The organism is Shewanella sp. Isolate13 (assembly GCF_022398325.1).
Classification (GTDB): Bacteria; Pseudomonadota; Gammaproteobacteria; order Enterobacterales; family Shewanellaceae; genus Shewanella.
Genome location: NZ_JAKEVD010000011.1, coordinates 25,498 through 43,493, shown reverse-complemented (window position 1 = coordinate 43,493; position 17,996 = coordinate 25,498). Strand labels below are relative to the sequence as shown.

The 17,996-nt window shown below is 45.4% G+C and carries 13 protein-coding genes; 10 read left to right on the top strand and 3 right to left on the bottom strand.

The window, feature by feature from the left end; genetic code table 11:
* Positions 1-332: 332 nt before the first annotated feature.
* The 4 genes from brnQ to recJ all read left to right on the top strand — a co-directional run bounded on the left by brnQ (position 333) and on the right by recJ (position 5,794).
* The gene (gene brnQ / locus L1D44_RS09500) at positions 333-1,649 is read left to right on the top strand and encodes a branched-chain amino acid transport system II carrier protein (RefSeq protein WP_239890226.1); all 1,317 of its coding nucleotides are present in this window, start codon (positions 333-335) and stop codon (positions 1,647-1,649) included.
* A gap of 378 nt (positions 1,650-2,027) precedes the next feature.
* On the top strand, positions 2,028-2,930 hold the full coding sequence (xerD, locus tag L1D44_RS09495; RefSeq protein WP_239890121.1) for a site-specific tyrosine recombinase XerD: 903 nt from the start codon (positions 2,028-2,030) through the stop codon (positions 2,928-2,930).
* A 290-nt stretch (positions 2,931-3,220) separates the two neighbouring features.
* On the top strand, positions 3,221-3,949 hold the full coding sequence (gene dsbC, locus L1D44_RS09490) for a bifunctional protein-disulfide isomerase/oxidoreductase DsbC (RefSeq protein ID WP_239890119.1): 729 nt from the start codon (positions 3,221-3,223) through the stop codon (positions 3,947-3,949).
* A gap of 120 nt (positions 3,950-4,069) precedes the next feature.
* Positions 4,070-5,794 carry a single-stranded-DNA-specific exonuclease RecJ gene (gene recJ, locus L1D44_RS09485; protein WP_239890118.1) on the top strand — a complete coding sequence of 575 codons (1,725 nt, stop codon included), beginning with the start codon at positions 4,070-4,072 and terminating at the stop codon, positions 5,792-5,794.
* Between the two features lie 91 nt (positions 5,795-5,885).
* Here the strand turns inward: recJ and L1D44_RS09480 are convergent, their stop codons facing one another.
* Positions 5,886-6,365 (bottom strand): Lrp/AsnC family transcriptional regulator, encoded by a 480-nt coding sequence (locus L1D44_RS09480; RefSeq protein ID WP_345773631.1) that lies wholly within the window; start codon positions 6,363-6,365, stop codon positions 5,886-5,888.
* 206 nt (positions 6,366-6,571) lie between these two features.
* On the opposite strand from L1D44_RS09480, the gene L1D44_RS09475 reads away from it, so the two are divergent.
* The 5 genes from L1D44_RS09475 (at position 6,572) to L1D44_RS09455 (ending at position 13,711) form a co-directional block, all read left to right on the top strand.
* The gene (locus L1D44_RS09475; RefSeq protein ID WP_239890116.1) at positions 6,572-7,879 is read left to right on the top strand and encodes an L-serine ammonia-lyase, iron-sulfur-dependent, subunit alpha; all 1,308 of its coding nucleotides are present in this window, start codon (positions 6,572-6,574) and stop codon (positions 7,877-7,879) included.
* Positions 7,880-8,582: 703 nt separating this feature from the next.
* Positions 8,583-9,842: an amino acid permease gene (locus L1D44_RS09470; protein ID WP_239890222.1), complete on the top strand. Its 1,260-nt coding sequence runs from the start codon at positions 8,583-8,585 to the stop codon at positions 9,840-9,842.
* A gap of 1,367 nt (positions 9,843-11,209) precedes the next feature.
* Positions 11,210-11,947 carry a hypothetical protein gene (locus L1D44_RS09465; RefSeq protein ID WP_239890114.1) on the top strand — a complete coding sequence of 246 codons (738 nt, stop codon included), beginning with the start codon at positions 11,210-11,212 and terminating at the stop codon, positions 11,945-11,947.
* 105 nt (positions 11,948-12,052) lie between these two features.
* Positions 12,053-12,922, top strand: coding sequence for a hypothetical protein (locus L1D44_RS09460; RefSeq protein ID WP_239890113.1), 870 nt, complete (start codon positions 12,053-12,055; stop codon positions 12,920-12,922).
* Between the two features lie 153 nt (positions 12,923-13,075).
* Positions 13,076-13,711 (top strand): hypothetical protein, encoded by a 636-nt coding sequence (locus tag L1D44_RS09455; protein WP_239890111.1) that lies wholly within the window; start codon positions 13,076-13,078, stop codon positions 13,709-13,711.
* 854 nt (positions 13,712-14,565) lie between these two features.
* Here L1D44_RS09455 and L1D44_RS09450 read toward each other — a convergent pair.
* Together L1D44_RS09450 and L1D44_RS09445 are read right to left on the bottom strand one after the other, a co-directional pair.
* Entirely contained in the window at positions 14,566-15,891 is a 1,326-nt protein-coding gene (locus L1D44_RS09450; protein WP_239890109.1) for an FAD-dependent oxidoreductase, read from the bottom strand.
* A gap of 220 nt (positions 15,892-16,111) precedes the next feature.
* Positions 16,112-17,149 carry a helix-turn-helix domain-containing protein gene (locus L1D44_RS09445; protein ID WP_239890108.1) on the bottom strand — a complete coding sequence of 346 codons (1,038 nt, stop codon included), beginning with the start codon at positions 17,147-17,149 and terminating at the stop codon, positions 16,112-16,114.
* 128 nt (positions 17,150-17,277) lie between these two features.
* Between L1D44_RS09445 and L1D44_RS09440 the strand changes: the two genes are divergently transcribed.
* Complete coding sequence (locus L1D44_RS09440) at positions 17,278-17,892, top strand: LysE family transporter (RefSeq protein WP_239890107.1); 615 nt, start codon at positions 17,278-17,280, stop codon at positions 17,890-17,892.
* Positions 17,893-17,996: the final 104 nt, after the last annotated feature.

The window sequence follows — 17,996 nt, the reverse complement described above, 5'->3', positions numbered from 1 at the left end:
TTACTTGCTTGTTGCGGTTTGTATCGAGATTGGCCGTTTTTCCGTATGCCTGCTTGTTTGTTTATAGCTACTCTGTTAATAGTATGCCCCTCTTTGTTGGGTAAAAGCTCAATTTTAGAGAAGGTAAACCAGTTTTAAAGCAATTGAAGCGTTACTTTTTCCGCTGCTGTTCAAAAACTCGCCAAGAATAGGCCCTATTTACCACGGAGCTGTGTAAAGTAAAGATTACACATTTTTTTGTCATCAACCTAAGTGGTGCCTTAGGAATGTGATGGCACGAAATAATTAACTAAATAAAATTATGATGGGGCAGTAAAGTGCAGAATAATCAAATGAGTATCACGGATACGATAGGCTTAGGTTTCATGACCTTCGCGTTCTTTTTGGGGGCGGGTAACTTAATTTTCCCTCCGTTAGCGGGTTTTTTAGCGGGCGAAAATATCACCCTAGCTATGTTTGGCTTCCTGATTACTGCGGTCGGCCTTCCTCTTATTACTCTTATTGCTGTCGCTAAAGCGAACGGTAAAATAATGCAATTGCTGCCTCCCATCGCTGCGACTGCATTAGCCGTCTCTATTTTCATCATTATAGGTCCTGCGTTCGCCGCACCAAGAACTGGACTGGTTGCTTATGAAGTGGGCTTTAAGCCGTTTCTAACTGACACCAGCGCGACCTTTATGATTGCGGGCCTAACGTTCAACATCGCACAGCTTATTTATACCTTAGGTTTCTTCGGTCTCTCTATGGTATTAGCTCTGTTCCCGGGTAAGCTACTCGACAGCGTAGGTAAAGTATTAACGCCTATCCTTATCTTATTATTAGTTGGCCTAGCGATCTCTGTTATCGTGATCCCAGGTAGCGATATCGGCGCCGCAGTGGGTGATTATCAAGCTAGCCCGCTAACTAAGGGGATCTTGGAAGGCTATAACACCATGGATACCTTAGCTTCATTGATCTTCGGTATGTTGATCATCGATATCTTACGTAAGAAAGGTGTTACTGAGCCAAAAGCACAGACTAACTATTTGATTAAAGCGGCTTTGATTGCGGCGGCAGGCTTGGCATTTGTTTATGTTTCACTGTTCTACTTAGGTGCTACGGCGGGCGATTTAGCGGTTGGCGCAGAGAATGGCGGTGTGATTTTAACTAACTATGTTACCGCTAAATTCGGCGCAAGCGGCATGGTTCTATTGTCATCGGTTGTGACACTAGCTTGTTTGACGACAGCAGTGGGTCTTATTAGTGCCTGTAGTGAGTACTTTAACGAGCTACTACCAAAGATCTCTTACCGTCGTTTCGTTGTAGTGGTGAGTGTTGTGTGTGCGACCATCGCTAACGTAGGTTTAGCTCAGCTAATCAGTATCAGCGTTCCAGTACTGATGACGGTTTACCCTGTGGCTATCGCCTTGGTTGCGGTGACATTCTTAACCGAACGTTTCGCTAACCCAACGGCGGCTCACCGTATCGTACTGAGTGTGGCGCTGTTTTTCGGCATCATCGACGGCATCAAGGCCGCAGGTGTTGACGTGAGTGTATTGAACTTTATGCCACTGCATAACGAAGGTATGGCTTGGTTACTACCAACGGCTATCGCAATTATCGCTTGTATGCTAGTTAAAAAGCCAAGCGAGCAGTTAGCGGTTAACTAAAGCTAACCGTTAAAGCGATTAGTTAAAGCTAATAGCTTAAGCCAGTTCGATGGCATAATATTGAGGCGATGCTCTATGAGCATCGCCTTTTTGTTTAAAAGCCGGGGAAGAGCCGGGAAAGCTAAGATGGAAAAGAAGGTGCTAGGTGCTAGGAAAAGCAGATCCTAGGAGAAGCCAAGACGATAAAAGATGCACGGCCTGCGGACTTACGAACGTGACTGCGTCACTTACGGAACGCTGCGCTTACGGAAAAGCAAAGGCTGAAAGATAAGAGCTGAGAGCGGTCTCTTGATTGTATAGCAGGACGAAGTCCGCTCTAGCCGCGAAGCGTCCTAGATTCTAGGCCCTTCTTGATTAAATCGTAGATAGGAATGAGAAGTGGCCGATAAGTACACGCCCAATAGTATTATTGATCTGTTTTTAGATGACCTATGGTCAACCAAGGGCTTAAGTGATAACACCTTAAGTGCCTATCGTACCGATCTGCGTCACCTCGACCGTTACCTGCAAAAGCAAGGTGACGACCTAGTGACTTGTTCTCAGTTCGACATTCGCAACTATTTGGCTGAGCGCTTCGATAAAGGGTTCGCTAAGACCAGTAGCGCGCGCATGATGAGCAGTCTCAGACGCTTCTACGGCTATCTTATCGTCAAGAAACAGATCGATACCGATCCGATGGCGCTCATTGAGTCGCCCAAACTGGCTCGTAAACTCCCAGACTCTCTCAGTGAAGAAGATATCGATCGCTTATTGGCGGAGCCAGAACAAGACGACCCGATTGAGTGTCGTGACAAGGCGATGCTGGAGCTACTATACGCTACGGGGCTACGTGTATCAGAGCTGGTGGGACTGACCATGGAGCAACTAAGTTTGCGCCAAGGCCTAGTGCGCATTACAGGTAAAGGCGGCAAGGAGCGTCTCGTGCCGCTGGGCGAGCTCGCCGTTACCGAGATTGAATCCTACCTGAAGTTTGCCAGAGCCGAGCTGCTTAACGGCAAGCAGAGTGATGTACTATTTCCCTCAAAACGGGCGCAGCAGATGACGCGGCAAACCTTCTGGCACCGCATCAAACTCTATGCGCTAAGAGCCGGGATTACTACAGAGCTTTCCCCTCACACCCTAAGGCATGCCTTTGCGACTCACTTGCTTAATCACGGCGCAGACTTGCGTGTGGTGCAATTACTGCTTGGACATAGCGATCTTTCGACCACTCAGATCTATACTCATGTTGCGACCGCAAGGCTGGCGACGCTACACAGTGAACATCACCCTCGAGGCTAGTGCAAACAAACAGGTTCAATTGCGTTTACGCTTTGAATGACGATTATTGAGTCGAGGCCTAATGACTATTAGGTTAGAATTTTGAGTGTATGTAGGCGAAATCGGAGCTGCAGAATAACTTTCAGTAGTTCGCTACTTAATTGAATTATATGATGAGTTTCACGTCTGTATGATTTAGTTACAGCAAATAATTTGCTTTAACTGAGTTGAGTCTGTAACTTTTCAGCTCCAGATAAGGTCTAATCATTTATATCTGTCAGTCTGACCCTTACAAAAGAGTAGGAAAACTAATGAAGTTCACTCGAACATTTTCTTTGATTGCTGCAATGCTGATTGCACCTGCAGCCCTAGCAGCATCAAACAGCACAGGCGATGATACTGCAGCGTTGAAGCAGAAGTTAAACCAAGCGTTAAACGTTGAAGTGCTTTCGATGAAGCCATCACCTATCCCAGATTTATATGAGGCCTTCACTAACCGTGGTGTGCTGTATATCAGCAAAGATGGTTCAAAACTGTTTCATGGTAATCTTTATGATCTTGATAAGGGCATGAAGAACTTAACCGAAGCGGCGATGGCGGGTCCTCGTGTGGATATGATGAAGCCACTGGAAGAGGACATGCTGGTTTACAAGGCTAAGAATGAAAAGTACGTTGTTACCGTGTTTACCGATGTGAGCTGTGGTTACTGCCGTAAGCTACATAACGAGATGCAAGAGTATAACGACCTTGGCATTACAGTGCGTTATCTTGCCTTCCCACGTGCAGGTGTACCATCGGCCAATGCCGATGAGATGGAGTCTGTATGGTGTGCAGCAGACCCGCTTAAAGCCATGGGCGATGCCAAAAACGGTAAAGCGGTTAAACAAGCCAAGTGTGATGCGAAGATCAAAGAGCAATATGACCTAGGTCAAACCTTTGGTATTAACGGTACACCAGCGATTATTCTAGCAGACGGTACCTTAATTCCTGGTTACCAGCCACCTAAGGCACTACTACGTACTTTAGAATCAGTACAGTAATTCAGTCCTGAATTGAGTCATTGATGAAAAAGGTGAGCCTAGGCTCACCTTTTTTGTGCCCCTTTTCCGGCAGTCTTTGCTATGCTGCTACTGTTTTTAGTTTTGAGGGTTTAATCCAACGTGATCCATAAGATAGTTCGCCGCCCCAGAGTCGATGATAGCCACCTTCCCGATACGCTTTCTCCCATTTTAAAACAGATCTATGCCAGCCGTGGCGTGATTGCTGACGATTGTGAGCTGAGCCTTGGTAAGTTACTGCGACCCAACACCATGGCTGGCCTAGAACAGGCGGCTAAGATCATTGCCGATGCCATCGAGGCGCAAAAGTCGATACTTATCATGGGTGACTTCGATGCCGATGGTGCTACCTCCACCAGTGTCTGTGTGTTGGCGCTAAGGATGATGGGCGCGCAAAAGGTGGATTACCTCATTCCGAACCGCTTCGATTATGGCTATGGCTTAAGCCCTGAAATTGTTGCCGTTGCCGCCAGCAAGCAAGCAGAATTGTTGATCACCGTCGATAACGGTATCTCATCCATTGAGGGGGTAGCGGCGGCAAAAGCCCACGGCATGACAGTGGTGATCACCGACCACCATCTTCCGGGCCATACCTTGCCGGACGCCGATGCGATTGTGAACCCCAATCAAGACGGCTGCGAGTTTGCCAGTAAGTCGATTGCGGGTGTAGGTGTGGCGTTTTATCTGATGTCGGCGCTTAGAGCCGAGCTTAGAAGCCGCAACTGGTATCAGCAGCAGGGCATTAGCGAACCTAACCTTGCGCAGTTACTGGATATCGTTGCCTTAGGCACGGTGGCCGACGTGGTATCGCTCGACACTAATAACCGTATTCTAGTGGAGGCGGGTCTGCAGCGAGTCAAAGCGGGTCGTTGCCGTGTGGGGATCACAGCCTTGCTAGAAGTCGCTAAACGCACCCCGTCACGTATCGTTGCCTCAGACTTTGGCTTTGCCGTTGGGCCACGACTTAACGCCGCGGGTCGCCTCGATGAGATGGCGCTTGGGGTAGAAACCTTGCTGTGTGAAGATATGATGCTGGCTCGGCGTATGGCCTCGGAACTCGATGGCCTCAATGCCGAGCGCCGCGATCTCGAAGCCGACATGCAGCAGGAGGCGCTCAAGAGCCTTGAGAGTATCGAGCTTAACGAAGCTGAACTGCCATGGGGCATTGCCATCTATCAGGCCGATTGGCATCAAGGTGTGATTGGTATCTTGGCCTCGCGCATTAAAGATAAGTATCACCGTCCAGTAATTGCCTTTGCCGAAGCGGGAGAGGGCGAGATTAAAGGCTCGGCGCGCTCGATTAAGGGTCTGCATATGCGCGACCTGTTAGAGTTAATCAACAGCCGTCACCCTGGGCTGATTTTAAAGTTTGGCGGTCACGCCATGGCCGCAGGCTTATCGATTCAAGCTGGGCAGTTTTCCCTGTTTGCCGATGCTTATGACAAGGCGGTGCGGGAAGTGTTAGCGCCAGAGTTATTAACTGGTGAGCTAGTGTCTGACGGCGAGCTAGTGCCTGAGCAGTTTAAGCTTGAGCTTGCCAGTGAGTTAAGAAGTGCAGGCCCTTGGGGGCAGTCATTCCCCGAACCGCTGTTTGATGGCTACTTTAGAGTGATCCAGCAGCGCATTGTCGGCGAGAAGCACTTAAAATTGATTTTAGAAACCGAATGTGGCCGCGTGATGCTCGATGCCATCGCCTTTAATGTGGACTTGAAGACCTGGCCCGATGCCACGATTCAATATGCACAGGTGGTGTATAAACTCGATGTAAACGAGTTTAGAGGCAACCAGAGTCTGCAACTGATGGTAGAGCAGATAGAGCCTAAATAAGCTTATGGCGGCAAGGTATTAAGAGAGAGGGATGCACTGGTTGCATCCCTTTTTTATCGGTTTAAATAAACTCGGAAGCGATGAGGGTTAATTAAGCAGGCTTTAATGGCAAAACCGTGCTGAATTTCAATGACTCCATGGCAAAAGTTGAAGTGACATTGGTGAGGCCTGCCACTTGATTAACCAAGCGCTTATAAAAGTGGTCAAAGGCCGCCATATCTTCCACCTGTACCCGCATCATATAGTCATATTCCCCCGCCATGCGATAAAACTCCATCACTTCCGGCATGGCGTAGACCGCTTCAATAAAGGTTTCATACCAAGCATGGGAGTGATCACAGGTCTTAACCTGCACGAATGCGGTGAAATCAACGCCAATTTTACTCGGGTTGAGTAGGGCGACTCGCTTGTTGATCACCCCTTCCTCTTCCAGTCGCTTTAAGCGTTTCCAGCAAGGCGTGGTCGTTAAATTTACGGCTTTAGCTAACTCATTGAGTGACAGCGTGACATCGTGCTGCAACATGGTGAGTAGTTGTCGGTCGACTTTATCTAGTTTTACTTTTTCAACCACAAGGTTCTTCCTAATGAGTTTGTCTACTGTTGCTTAATTAAGCATTTGCATGGTTTTTGATTGTATTTTAGTAGAAAAATATTCTCTTTAGTGTGTCAATTGTAGAAAAAATGGAAAAATATTTCTTTAGTCAATCCATTACAATGAAGCAAAGATTGCAATGACCTTATTCCAAATAGTGTCGATGACTAAAAGCGAGTAGAACGATGAAGCAACACCTATGGCCTTTATTCCTTGAAGCAGTTAAACGCGATGTAGTGCCAGCTCTTGGCTGCACTGAGCCGATTTCTGTAGCATTAGCGGCAGCGATTGCCATTGATGAGTTAGGTATGAGTAAGCAAGTACTGCCATCTGAGATAAAAATAGATGTTGCTGTGTCTGCTAACTTAATGAAAAACGGCATGGGTGTGGGTATTCCAGGTACAGGTATGGTTGGCTTACCTATTGCCGCCGCAATCGGTGCGGTAACAGGTGATCGTCATGCGGGTCTTGAAGTATTAAAAAACATCAAGGGTAGCGATGTTGAGGCTGCGAAGTTAATGCTGGCTAACGAGCAAGTGACAGTCGGGGTGGCCGATGTGGCTAATGTGCTATATGCCAAAGTCACGGTGTACCATCAGCAGCAAACGGTGAGCGTCACTATTGCCGATAGCCATACTAAGGTTATTGCGATTGCAAAAAATGGCGAGCAATGTTTAGTTGAGCCAGAAGCCAAGGTAGCGGGTGATAACGGCAGTAAAGTTAACCCATTTATAGAAGCAAAACTGCAAGATATTTATGATTTTGCCATTCATACCCCGTTAGCCGATATCAGCTTTATTATGCAGGCTAAAAGCCTAAATGATGCTCTATCCATTGAAGGCCTCAGTGGTAACTATGGTCTTAAAATTGGCGCGACTTTTGTTAAAAACCAACAAAGAGGTTTATTGTCAGGCGGCTTACTGACAGAAGTCTTGACCCGCACCGCTGGCGCGTCTGATGCGCGTATGGATGGCGCTATGATGCCAGCCATGAGTAATTCAGGCTCTGGTAACCAAGGTATTGCGGCAACCATGCCTGTGGTAGTCAGTGCCGATTTTCTTAAATCCAGCGAAGAGCAAACGATACGAGCATTGATGCTGTCGCACTTAACGGCTATCTATATTAAGAGCTACCAAAATAAGCTATCAGCCTTATGCGGCGCAACCACCGCAGCAATGGGCTCGGCTGCGGGCATCACTTATTTGCTTGAAGGTGAGATTGAGCAAGTCAGTGCTGCCATTTGTAGCATGATTGGCGATGTTAGCGGGGTGATATGCGATGGCGCAAAGACGGCTTGTGCCATGAAGGTGTCTTCATCGGCAGGCGCAGCGGTAAAAGCGGCCTTAATGGCGATTGATGGCATTCGAGTCACGGGGACGGAAGGTATTGTTGCAGATGATGTAGACCAAACCATTCGTAACCTTGCGACATTGGCAAATGGCGCGATGACACAAACGGATGTGCAGATCTTAGAAATTATGATGCACAAGTAAAATAGGATTTTGCTAAAGCCCAAGTAAAAGCCTAAGTAAAAGCCAAGTCATAGTGTTTATCAAAAAGCGTTAACCTACACCCCAAGCCGAGTCGTTTCTTAGTTTAGAATCGACTTGGCTTTTTCATTTATCCAGCCGAAATACTCCCTCTGCCTAGAATAGCTTTGCCAAGAAAGTCTGCTAGTCGATTGATTTTTATACCGATTGAGGTAGAAATTGGCTTGGTGACATTGCTCACGTATTGATTTTGTTTAGTTGTGGCCATCACTAAAACTTACGAAATGTGCGCCAAGCCTCTCCAAGTTGAAATCTAAAATGTTGAAATGAATCACGTTTTTGCGCGCTCATCAGTTGAAGATTAATGACTAATAAGGTGAAGGGCATCAAACTATTGCGCCGTTAAAAGTGATTAACTCTTGATTTGGATCAGTATGGAAAAACGATGTGAAAAAATCACTGAATCGAGAGCATGTTTTGCTAAATCTACGTCAATAGCGATGAATTTTAATAAAAAAATTCTCTCCATCCTTGAGTATGCTCAGGCCAAGCAAACGCGGTACCCCTGTTTTCTCATAAACATAATTATAATTTTTATCATATCAGTGGCTATAGCCAAATTTAATGGAATTGATATATGAGTGAAGTAGTTCAAGGCGCACCAACTGGTGTTAGCCAAGCAAAACCCCTGCACCAACGCGCCAATATGACACGAGCCGAATGGCAACAAGCAACCAAGTTTGACAGTGTCGATATTGGTTGGATCGTGATGAGTATTGGTATGGCCATCGGTGCGGGTATTGTATTTTTACCTGTGCAAGTTGGTGTGATGGGGCTATGGGTATTTTTACTGTCGTCTATCATTGGTTACCCAGCCATGTATCTGTTCCAAAAGTTATTTATCAATACATTAGCCGAATCAAAAAAGTGTACCGATTACCCAGGTGTGATTGAAAACTATCTTGGTAAAAACTGGGGCATCGCATTAGGTGTGCTGTACTTCTTGATGTTGGTGATTTGGGTATTGGTTTATTCGTTAGCCGTGACTAACGACAGCGCCTCTTACCTGCATTCATTCGGGGTGACAGAGGGCAAGCTAAGTGACAATGTATTCTACGGTTTAGGCTTAATCTGCCTATTGGCCTTTATCGGTTCAAAAGGCGAAAAGCTGCTATTTAAGTTGTCTGGTTTTATGGCGGTGACTGTATTGTCACTGGTGGCAGTAATGGGCGTGTTACTGATGGCTCGTTGGGATATGGCCAATATTCCAAGTATGGGGGAATTTGGCTCAATGCTAAAAAATGCCATTATCACGCTGCCATTTACCTTAACCTCGATTCTGTTTATTCAATCGTTAAGCCCAATGGTGATCTCCTATCGTTCACACGAAAAGTCGATTGAAGTGGCGCGCTTTAAAGCAGAGCGAGCGATGAAGATTGCCTTTGCCATCTTATTCGTGGTGGTGTTCTTCTTTGCGGTATCGTTCACTTTTGCCATTAGCCAAGAACAAGCAACCGATGCGATGAACCAGAACATCTCGGCGTTGGCAATTATTGCGCAGTACTTCCCAGGCAGCTGGGCAACGATTACTGGTATCGTGATTAACATCTTTGCGGTGGTCACCTCATTCTTTGGTGTGTTCTTAGCCTTCCAAGAAGCCTGCCGTGGCATTGCAATGAACATACTACTGCGTAGCCGTAAAGAGTCTGAAATTAATAAAGAGCTAGTGAATAAACTCATCACTGTGTTCATTATTTTACTGGCTTGGTCTGCCATTGCCTTAAATGCGCCAATCCTGTCGTTCACCTCTATCTGTAGCCCAATCTTTGGTTTGGTGGGGTGTTTGATCCCAGCTTATTTGGTGTACAAGGTGCCACACTTGAACAAATATAAGGGTTGGGCAACTAACCTGATTATTGTCACGGGTGTTTTGTTGTGTATCTCACCGTTGTTGGCATTTATGTAATTACTTTTTTCGCTGATTAGCGATTGGGTAATCAAGCTGGCGCTTGGGCTTTAGTAATCAAACTTCGTTTGATGAAAGTGATTAAGTTAGACTGCGTCTAACAGCTAAAGTCGTGGCGCTTCGCCCCACATTAGGGGCATCAGGCTGCGCCTGACCTTTAAGTTAGACTTCGTCTAACAACTAAAGTCGTGGCGCTTCGCCCACACCCGAGTCAAGGGGGAAAGCGCTTGTCCCCCTTAACGAACCCTCAGCGCCCCAGACGAAGTTACATGCGTTGTATACGGGCCTCATACTTATGGATAAATTACTAACGCTTCCGATGGGGCATCCTGCCCCGCGAAAGCTAGCCAGACATCCATGTCTGGACTCACGAAATTTATTCCAACGTACTTCAGCAACTTCGATGGGGAGTCGGTGTTTTCTGTTAGTGCCGTAACTCAGTTTTGCCCCAAAGTGAGTTAGCCTTCGAATGACGGCTTGATTACATTTTTCTCTAAGCAGTAGCTACGGGGAAGTGTGGTCTATGTTGTAGCTTCATAGCTATCAATCGCCTCCAGCGGGGTATGTGCAGACACTGCTGAAGCACGCCTCAAGTACATCCTTGTAGGCTCAACGAAAACATCCCTGTTTTCGAAGGCTTAAGCCGTATCTGCACTGGATAATTTTTTTCTTCGATTTGGGCTGAAGAGTTAGTTTTCTGGCTTAAAAATGCCCCAAAGTGAGTTAGCTTTGGAATGAAGGTTGGTTACATTATTTTTGTATCCTTGTTATGGGATAGCCTGTCTGAACTTGTAGTTTCGTCGCTATCAATCGCCTCCTGCGAGGTATGTGCAGACGCTGCTGAAGCTCGCCGCTAGTACGTCTGACCTCCATGGATGGAGGGAGTGCCAAATTCAGTATGGAACTGAATTGGCCGTGTAGGCTCAACGAAAACAAACAACATCCGTGTTTAAAGGCCAGTTCGGCATCCATGCCTCTCGTTCGAGAGCTTGATAACTTCGTTATCTCTCACCCTGTTTTCGACGGCTTCAGCCGTATCTGCACTGGATAATTTTCTTCTTCGATTTGGGCTGAAGAGTTAGTTTTCTGGCTTAAAAATGCCCCTTTATTGGTTTCAGGCGATAAGCTGCACAGATTAAGAAACAAGCCAGTAGACCTACTTTTACTAATCGATAAATGACAGTTACAGATTACTTTCGATAAGACATAAATATCAATGCTCACTTTTCAATTTTTCGATCTCGTTTATTCAACACTACTCTGCTAGAGTGCTGATAAATCAATGGCTTTGGTTTAGCAAGGCTTAAATAATAGATTAGTTAAATACGTATGCGAGCTGTACGGATGCTATGTATTTAGGAATGAGAATGGCAAATGTTGAAGGTTTAATCAGTACGTGCAAGAAGTACGTTCTTGATGATAGAAATGCGGTCGTAATCAGTGAGCCGTACATCCCCTATGTGCCTGAGAATTGGAACGGGATTTTGGTTCTTGCTGAAAGTCAAAACTTATCAGTTAGTAATAGTGACTATGTTCAATCACTCTCTAGCATGTCGGCTGATGATAGAATTCAAAGGCTAGGTTATTCCTCTGAGTTTGTAGGTGTTTACCCTTGGGATGATGGGTCAATTAAATTAGCAGTTGAAGCGGCTTTGAGTGTTAGTGCTTCACAAGTCGCAGTATCAAATGCGGTGTTGTGGTCGCAAAGAGGAGGAAATGAACAAAATGTTAATCCCGATCTCGACCTTCAAAGTTTATCTTCAAAAATATGGTCTGAGCTTTTATCCATCCTTAACCCTAAAGTGGTTGTTTGTTGTGGGAAGATTGCACAGAGTGTAGTTTCAAAATCTGGTTGGGAAGGGGAGAAGATTTTATTCCGCTTGCCAGCTAAAACTGCAATGTCGCGTGTATCTGGAATGTTTACCGAGGAGGATTTATTTGATCGTTTTCCAGAAGTAAAAAAAGTCGCTGATGAAAACCCCTTATGGTTAAGTGGAGGCTATAGACAAAATAAAATATTCTTTGCTTGTCATGCGGTTAGTGTAACCCCTAAATATTACAAAGCGTTTAAGACGGATTCCCAACACTTGGTATTTCCGATTTGATTCAGTTTTAGAGTTTACAGCACAATAGTTTAGGCTCGGTGGTATCGTTGCTCACCACTTAACGCGGCATTAAATGCAATTTAGTTCAACCATGGAGAATGACCGTTGGAATTACATATCAGAGACTTACTATCTCTAGAGTATCACGGTAATAAAGTTGCGAATGGGCAACTTCGAGCCAAAGATGTAGCAAAGTACATCTCTGCTATTGATGATTTTATGGCTATAACGACCAAGCATGCATATGGGAAAGATGCCGAGCTTACTTTTGATGTGTCGGGCTTTAGAAATCAGTCGTTTGATATTGATTTTGCACTTCAAGTCGTAAATCTAGGAGCTGCTGCAATGTTTTCTTCGGGCTCTCCAAAAGACCTGATTTTGCTAGCTACAGACTGCATAAAAGCATGTATACATCTTCAAGGGCTACAGCCTAAAGAAGTACAAAAAGATACCGTTGACAAGTCAGTTCATGTGACAAACCAGCACGGTGACACGCAAGTTTTTCATATCGAAACTATTAACGTTATAGCTGACGCTAAAGCTGCTAACTCTTTAGATTGTTTCATTCGTGAACCACTTGCTAAAGGTTTAGAGGCGGTCAAAGTAAGATCTTCGATCCATAAAATTGAGGCTAATGCCGCGGCAAACGAGTGCAACTATTTCAAGCCTATCGACTTTGAAACACCTTTATTCTCAAACTCAATTAAAACTGGTTTAGTCATTGAGTCACCATCATTTAAAGATGGTAATAAATGGAAGTTCAGTGATGGACAATCTAGTTTTTACGCCGAAATTATCGATGAACTTTTTCTAGACCGCGTGGACAATGGTGAGGAAAGATTCGGGAAAAATGACATATTGTTGGTAGAAATGGATGTCATTCAAACTCAAACACCAACATGCTTAAAAGTAGAAAAAATCATAACCAAAGTTATTGACCATCAGTACGCACAGAAGCAAAGCAGTATGTTCTAAAAATTGCTTTTAATAAATTGCTATGAGTGACATGGCATATTGGGTTTGAATCAGCTTTAGTGTCTACGGCACCATGGTTTAGGTTAGGTGTTCACGTCACTCACCTTAATGCGGTTACATGCGTTTTCGAATATGAATGAGTTAAGAGACAAAATGTTTAAGTCGATAGAGTATTTGGGTGATATCAACTACTTGTCTGAATGTGATATCGACCAGTCGAAATTATCGAGTGCATACCCTGAAGTTCGGGAGGCTCTCGCATATTATTGTCCGGCATCTAGCTTTTCTAAATTAATTATCAGTCAATTAGCAATGGTTACCAGTCACCAATGTGTAGAGCTTAGAGGTAAATTGTATCCGTATCTTTTGGCGGATCTACTGGAAAGAATGAGGCTAGTTGAAGTTAACAAACCGAAGTATAAACCATTCAGAAGTAAGTCATCCCCTCTGAAAGGTTATAGTCTGTATCATGTACATCACAGTTTAAACTTCGAAGTTATATTCAATTTTAAGCGCTATTTTATACATAAGTTTCCAGAGGACGCTTTAATACATGAAGCTGTCAATGAGCTAAAAAGATCTCAACCAAAAAGAAGCGATCACTGGGCTATTTTTATTAATTCACAGATCATCAAATCAATTGAATGGAGTGCACAAAATAAAACAGGAGAGTGGCTTATTTATCAAGTTATTAACGACCAAGTACATTTCATGGCACTTGCGCTCCATGAAACTAGCGATAAGGACTTGTTTGAACTGTTAGAGCCCCACCTAAAAGTACACACTTAAGAACAAGCGTTTAAGGTTTGAAGGTACTTTGTCTAATCTGGCTTAAGTCATTTAGAGCGATACTGATAAATGATTTCTGTCCAATAACGAGCTAGGGCTTTAGTCATAACTCCAAGTGGCAAAGATTATGCCTTTCTAACTCAGTGTAGATACGGCTGAGACCGTCGAAAACATGGATGTTTTCGTTGAGCTCACAAGGATGTGCTTGCAGCGAGTCTCAGAAGTGTCTGCACATACGCCTGCCGCAGGCAATTGGAACCACGTTTGTTGGATGCCACTCTCAGTTAAACATATATCGAGTCTTTGTGGGCTTTGTTATCAAACGAAGTTTGATTTGGCTTTAAGAGGTCGGTGAGCTGCAAGCTCCAGCAAACTTTTGTCCAAAAGTGAGGTAAGAGAGTTTTATCGCTTTAGCCATAACCTAAGAGCTAATAGATCATAACTGGCTGTCAGAAAACACTTATCCCCCATCGAAGTTGCCGAAGTGCGTTGGAATCAATCGTGTGACGCCGACAGGGATGTCGGCGTAGCTTTCGCGGGGCAGGCCCTTCCTTGGCATCCTGCCATCAGGGCATTTGTGAATCCATTCACATCAGAGTCCGATCGGAAGCGTTAGCGATTTATCCATAAGTATGAGGCCTGCATCTAATGCATGTAACTTCGTCGGGGCGTCATGGTGGATGCAAGGAGGATAAGGACGAGCAGTCCTCCTTGCCCGGGTGTGGGATGGAATCCCACGATGTTTATCAAGCGCAGCTTGATTGCTTAAGGTCAGGCGCAGCCTGATAGGTGGCAAAGCCACGACCTTTTATCAAACGAAGTTTGATTCACAGTTGTTAGACGGAGTCTAACCCTCAGCCAAACCGACTTGGTAAAAACGGCGTCAGATCCAAACAGGTTTGCTCTTGGTTGATTATCTCACTGACAAGCTTGCCGGTTATTGGGCCAAGACTTAGCCCCATCATGGCGTGCCCTGTCGCTAAGGTGAGGTTGGCGAACTTATCGGCTCTGCCGATAATCGGTAGTCCATCTGGGCTACAGGGGCGAAAGCCTGACCAAAACTCATTGGGATCAACTTGGCTAGTGTCAAAATCGGGTAGATAACGCGCTGCGGATTTGGTCAGTCCCTTGATTCGATTGTGGCTGATCCCCGATGATTCTTGGCTCGATAGCACGCCGAGCTCCATGGTGCCGCCAAAGCGAATGCCGTTATCTAACGGGCTGACTGCCACTTTGGCTTCACTTAAGATAAACGGGGTGCGGCACTCAAGCTTGGCGCCCTCTTTGACGGGTGGCTTGTCGAAGCTGACACAGATCCCTTTACCTGACTGGACAGGCAGGTTCACTCTTAATTGTTTGGCAAGTTTAGGTGACCAAGGGCCATTGGCGAGAACAAACTCTTTGGCATTAATTTCATCGGTTGCGGTTTTTGCGCCACTAATCTTGTTGTTGGCACTATCTGTGATGAACTCGCTGATTTCAGTATGCTGCCTAAACTCCACTCCTTGAGCGCTGAGGTAGTTTTTCACCGTCATAATAAACTCATAGGGAGCGATATGCGCATCTTCTGGGTAGAAGCTCGCACCCATCACATCAAGATTGATATTGGGCTCAAGTAGCTGCAGAGCTTCAGGGCTGAGAACTTTCGCTTTCAGGCCGAGTTTGTTGGCTTGGATCACTGTCGTGGCCTCATCGTTTAGGCCTTGCTCTGTGTTACACAACATCAAGAGGCCGTTTTGATGAAACTCAAAATCAAGCTCAGGCACTTGGTGTAGTGCTTTATATAGCTCAAGGGATTTAAGGTTGATATCTAAAATCGCCTGCTGATTAGCGAGGGTGTGTTGCGGTGTACATTTTCTAGCAAAGGATAATAACCATTTTAAGAAGTCGATATTGAGACTTGGGCGCACGTAGAAGGGGCTTTGCGGATTAAGCATCCACTTAAGGCCTTTTTGGATCATGCCCGGCGCGGCTAGCGGAATAAAGTGACTGGGGGTGATATAACCCGCGTTGCCAAAGGAACAGGCTTTACCTATCTCATCTTTATCGATAACCACCACAGACTTACCCGCTTTATGGAGGTAATAGGCGCTGCAAATTCCGATAATGCCGCCACCTATCACAGCCACATCTTTAGCAGCCTGTTCTTTAGCCGTGCGCTTTATCTGCGTATCCGTCATCTTCTTTCCTTGATGCTGATTTTAGTGGATAACCTACAGTGCCTAGCCGAATTTAGTTTGTTCTAAATCAAGTGTTGCTAAAAAAATCATGCTAGATGAATTCTTTTAATGATGGATAAATGCAGCCCTTACAGGAGCAAAGCGTCAAAGCTAATGGGGGATAGTATTACCAACAAGATCCTTACGCATCGGCATAGCCTCAACATCTTTAACCTGTTAGTTAATCTATTGGTAAGATAATAGACTTACGTAATGAGTTCGGACTCTTGCCAAAGCGTTTACGAAACACCTTGCACAGGTAGCTAACATCCGCAATTCCCACTTCATCTGCCAAGAATGACAAACTATGGTCGGAATTAACCAGGCGCCAATATAGATGTTGTAACCGCATCTCGGCCCAGTACTCACGCGCCGTCTGTCCAAAGCAGTCTTTAAACTGCCTATCAAGCTGACGTCGACTTATCGCCAGCCTATTTGCCAACTCATCGACCGTGTCAGAGCTTGCTAATAATTGACGCATTAGACTAATGGCTCGGCCAACATGGCGTCTAACCATGTTATTTATTTGAATATTGGCATCCAGCGATTTGAGTTGGTGGCGCTGCTCTCTTGCCTCATCAACCAGCATATCCGCTAGCCCCTTTAGGGCTCTTGTTCGGCCACAGTGGCGTGATAATAACTCTACAGCCAGATCGATGGCGGCGCTGCCTCCGGCGCAGCTGATCCTTTTTCCATCGATGCAGAACAGTTGATCGGTGCGAATGTCGATTCTGGGAAAGGCGGTTCGAAACTCTTGTACGTGACGCCAGTGAACCGCCACGCTATGGTGATTAAGTAACCCGGCTGCGGCAAAGAGAAAGCAGGCATTATCGATACTGACCAGTGTTACCCCCTGAGCCGATCCTAAACGCAATAGATCTTGGTATTGCTTGGGGAGCTCTTGGCAGCTTCGAGCACTACGGCCGCCAAAGACCACTAAGTAGTCATAATCGGTTAATTCAATCTCAGCGATAGTGGTAGTGACTTCCACAGCGACGCCACTACTGGATACGAGGTGACATGGCTCTACCCCGATAATTTGCCAAGTGCAATATTGCTGTTGACTGTAATCTTCCTCATCGGCAGATAAACGCAATTTATCGATGAAACCGCCGAACGGCAACATGCTAAATTCTGGTAAGGGCAGTAGTAGGAAGCGTACATCCGGAGCGCTAACTTGGCTGTTTGAGGCTGCATTTTCGATTGTTAAATGAGACATATGACTTTTCCGTAAAGCGATGTCTAAATATTACCTTACTTTGTCTTGATTGCATCAGAAAAGTCAGATGCTTCTCCCCTATAATCCGCTCATTAGTTAGAAACAATCGCTTCATCACAGGAAAAAGTATGGCATTAGACACTTGGTTGATTTATCTCGTTGCTATTATTGGTCTGTCGCTTGCCCCAGGTCCCAATGGCCTTCTGGCGCTTACACATGGGGTAATGTATGGGCATAAAAAGGCGTTATTTACCATTACAGGCGGTGTGTTAGGTTTCGTTGTGTTAATCGCTCTTGCCATGTTCGGCATAGGTGCATTACTGCTTGCCTCAACTGATTTTTTGCTCGTTTTTAAATGGATAGGTGGCATCTACCTTATTTGGTTGGGAGTGCGCATTTGGCGTTCTCCGGCAATGGAATTGCAGCCCATAGCAAAAGGCTGTGCAATGAGTCGTTTTGCGCTATTTAGGCAGGGGGCATTGGCGGCAATAACCAACCCTAAGGTGCTATTATTTTTCGGCGCTTTCTTGCCTCAATTTATCGACCCAGAACGGCCATTGTTAGCGCAGTTTGTCGTCATGGCTGCTACGTTTGCGGTAATTGAATTTGTTGTTGAATACATGATCGCTAGGGTCGCGACTAAGCTTAGACCATGGTTAAGCCGCACTGGCAAGCGCTTCAATCAGTGTTGTGGTGGGCTCTTCACTCTGATTGGAGCCAGCCTGCCGCTATACAACAATTAATTTTGATTACTTTTACGAGGGTGATTGCAGACTGTTTTTAGAAAATGCAATTTAGCTCAAAAAACAAAGCCACTCAAATGAGTGGCTTTAGCTATAGTGGAAGG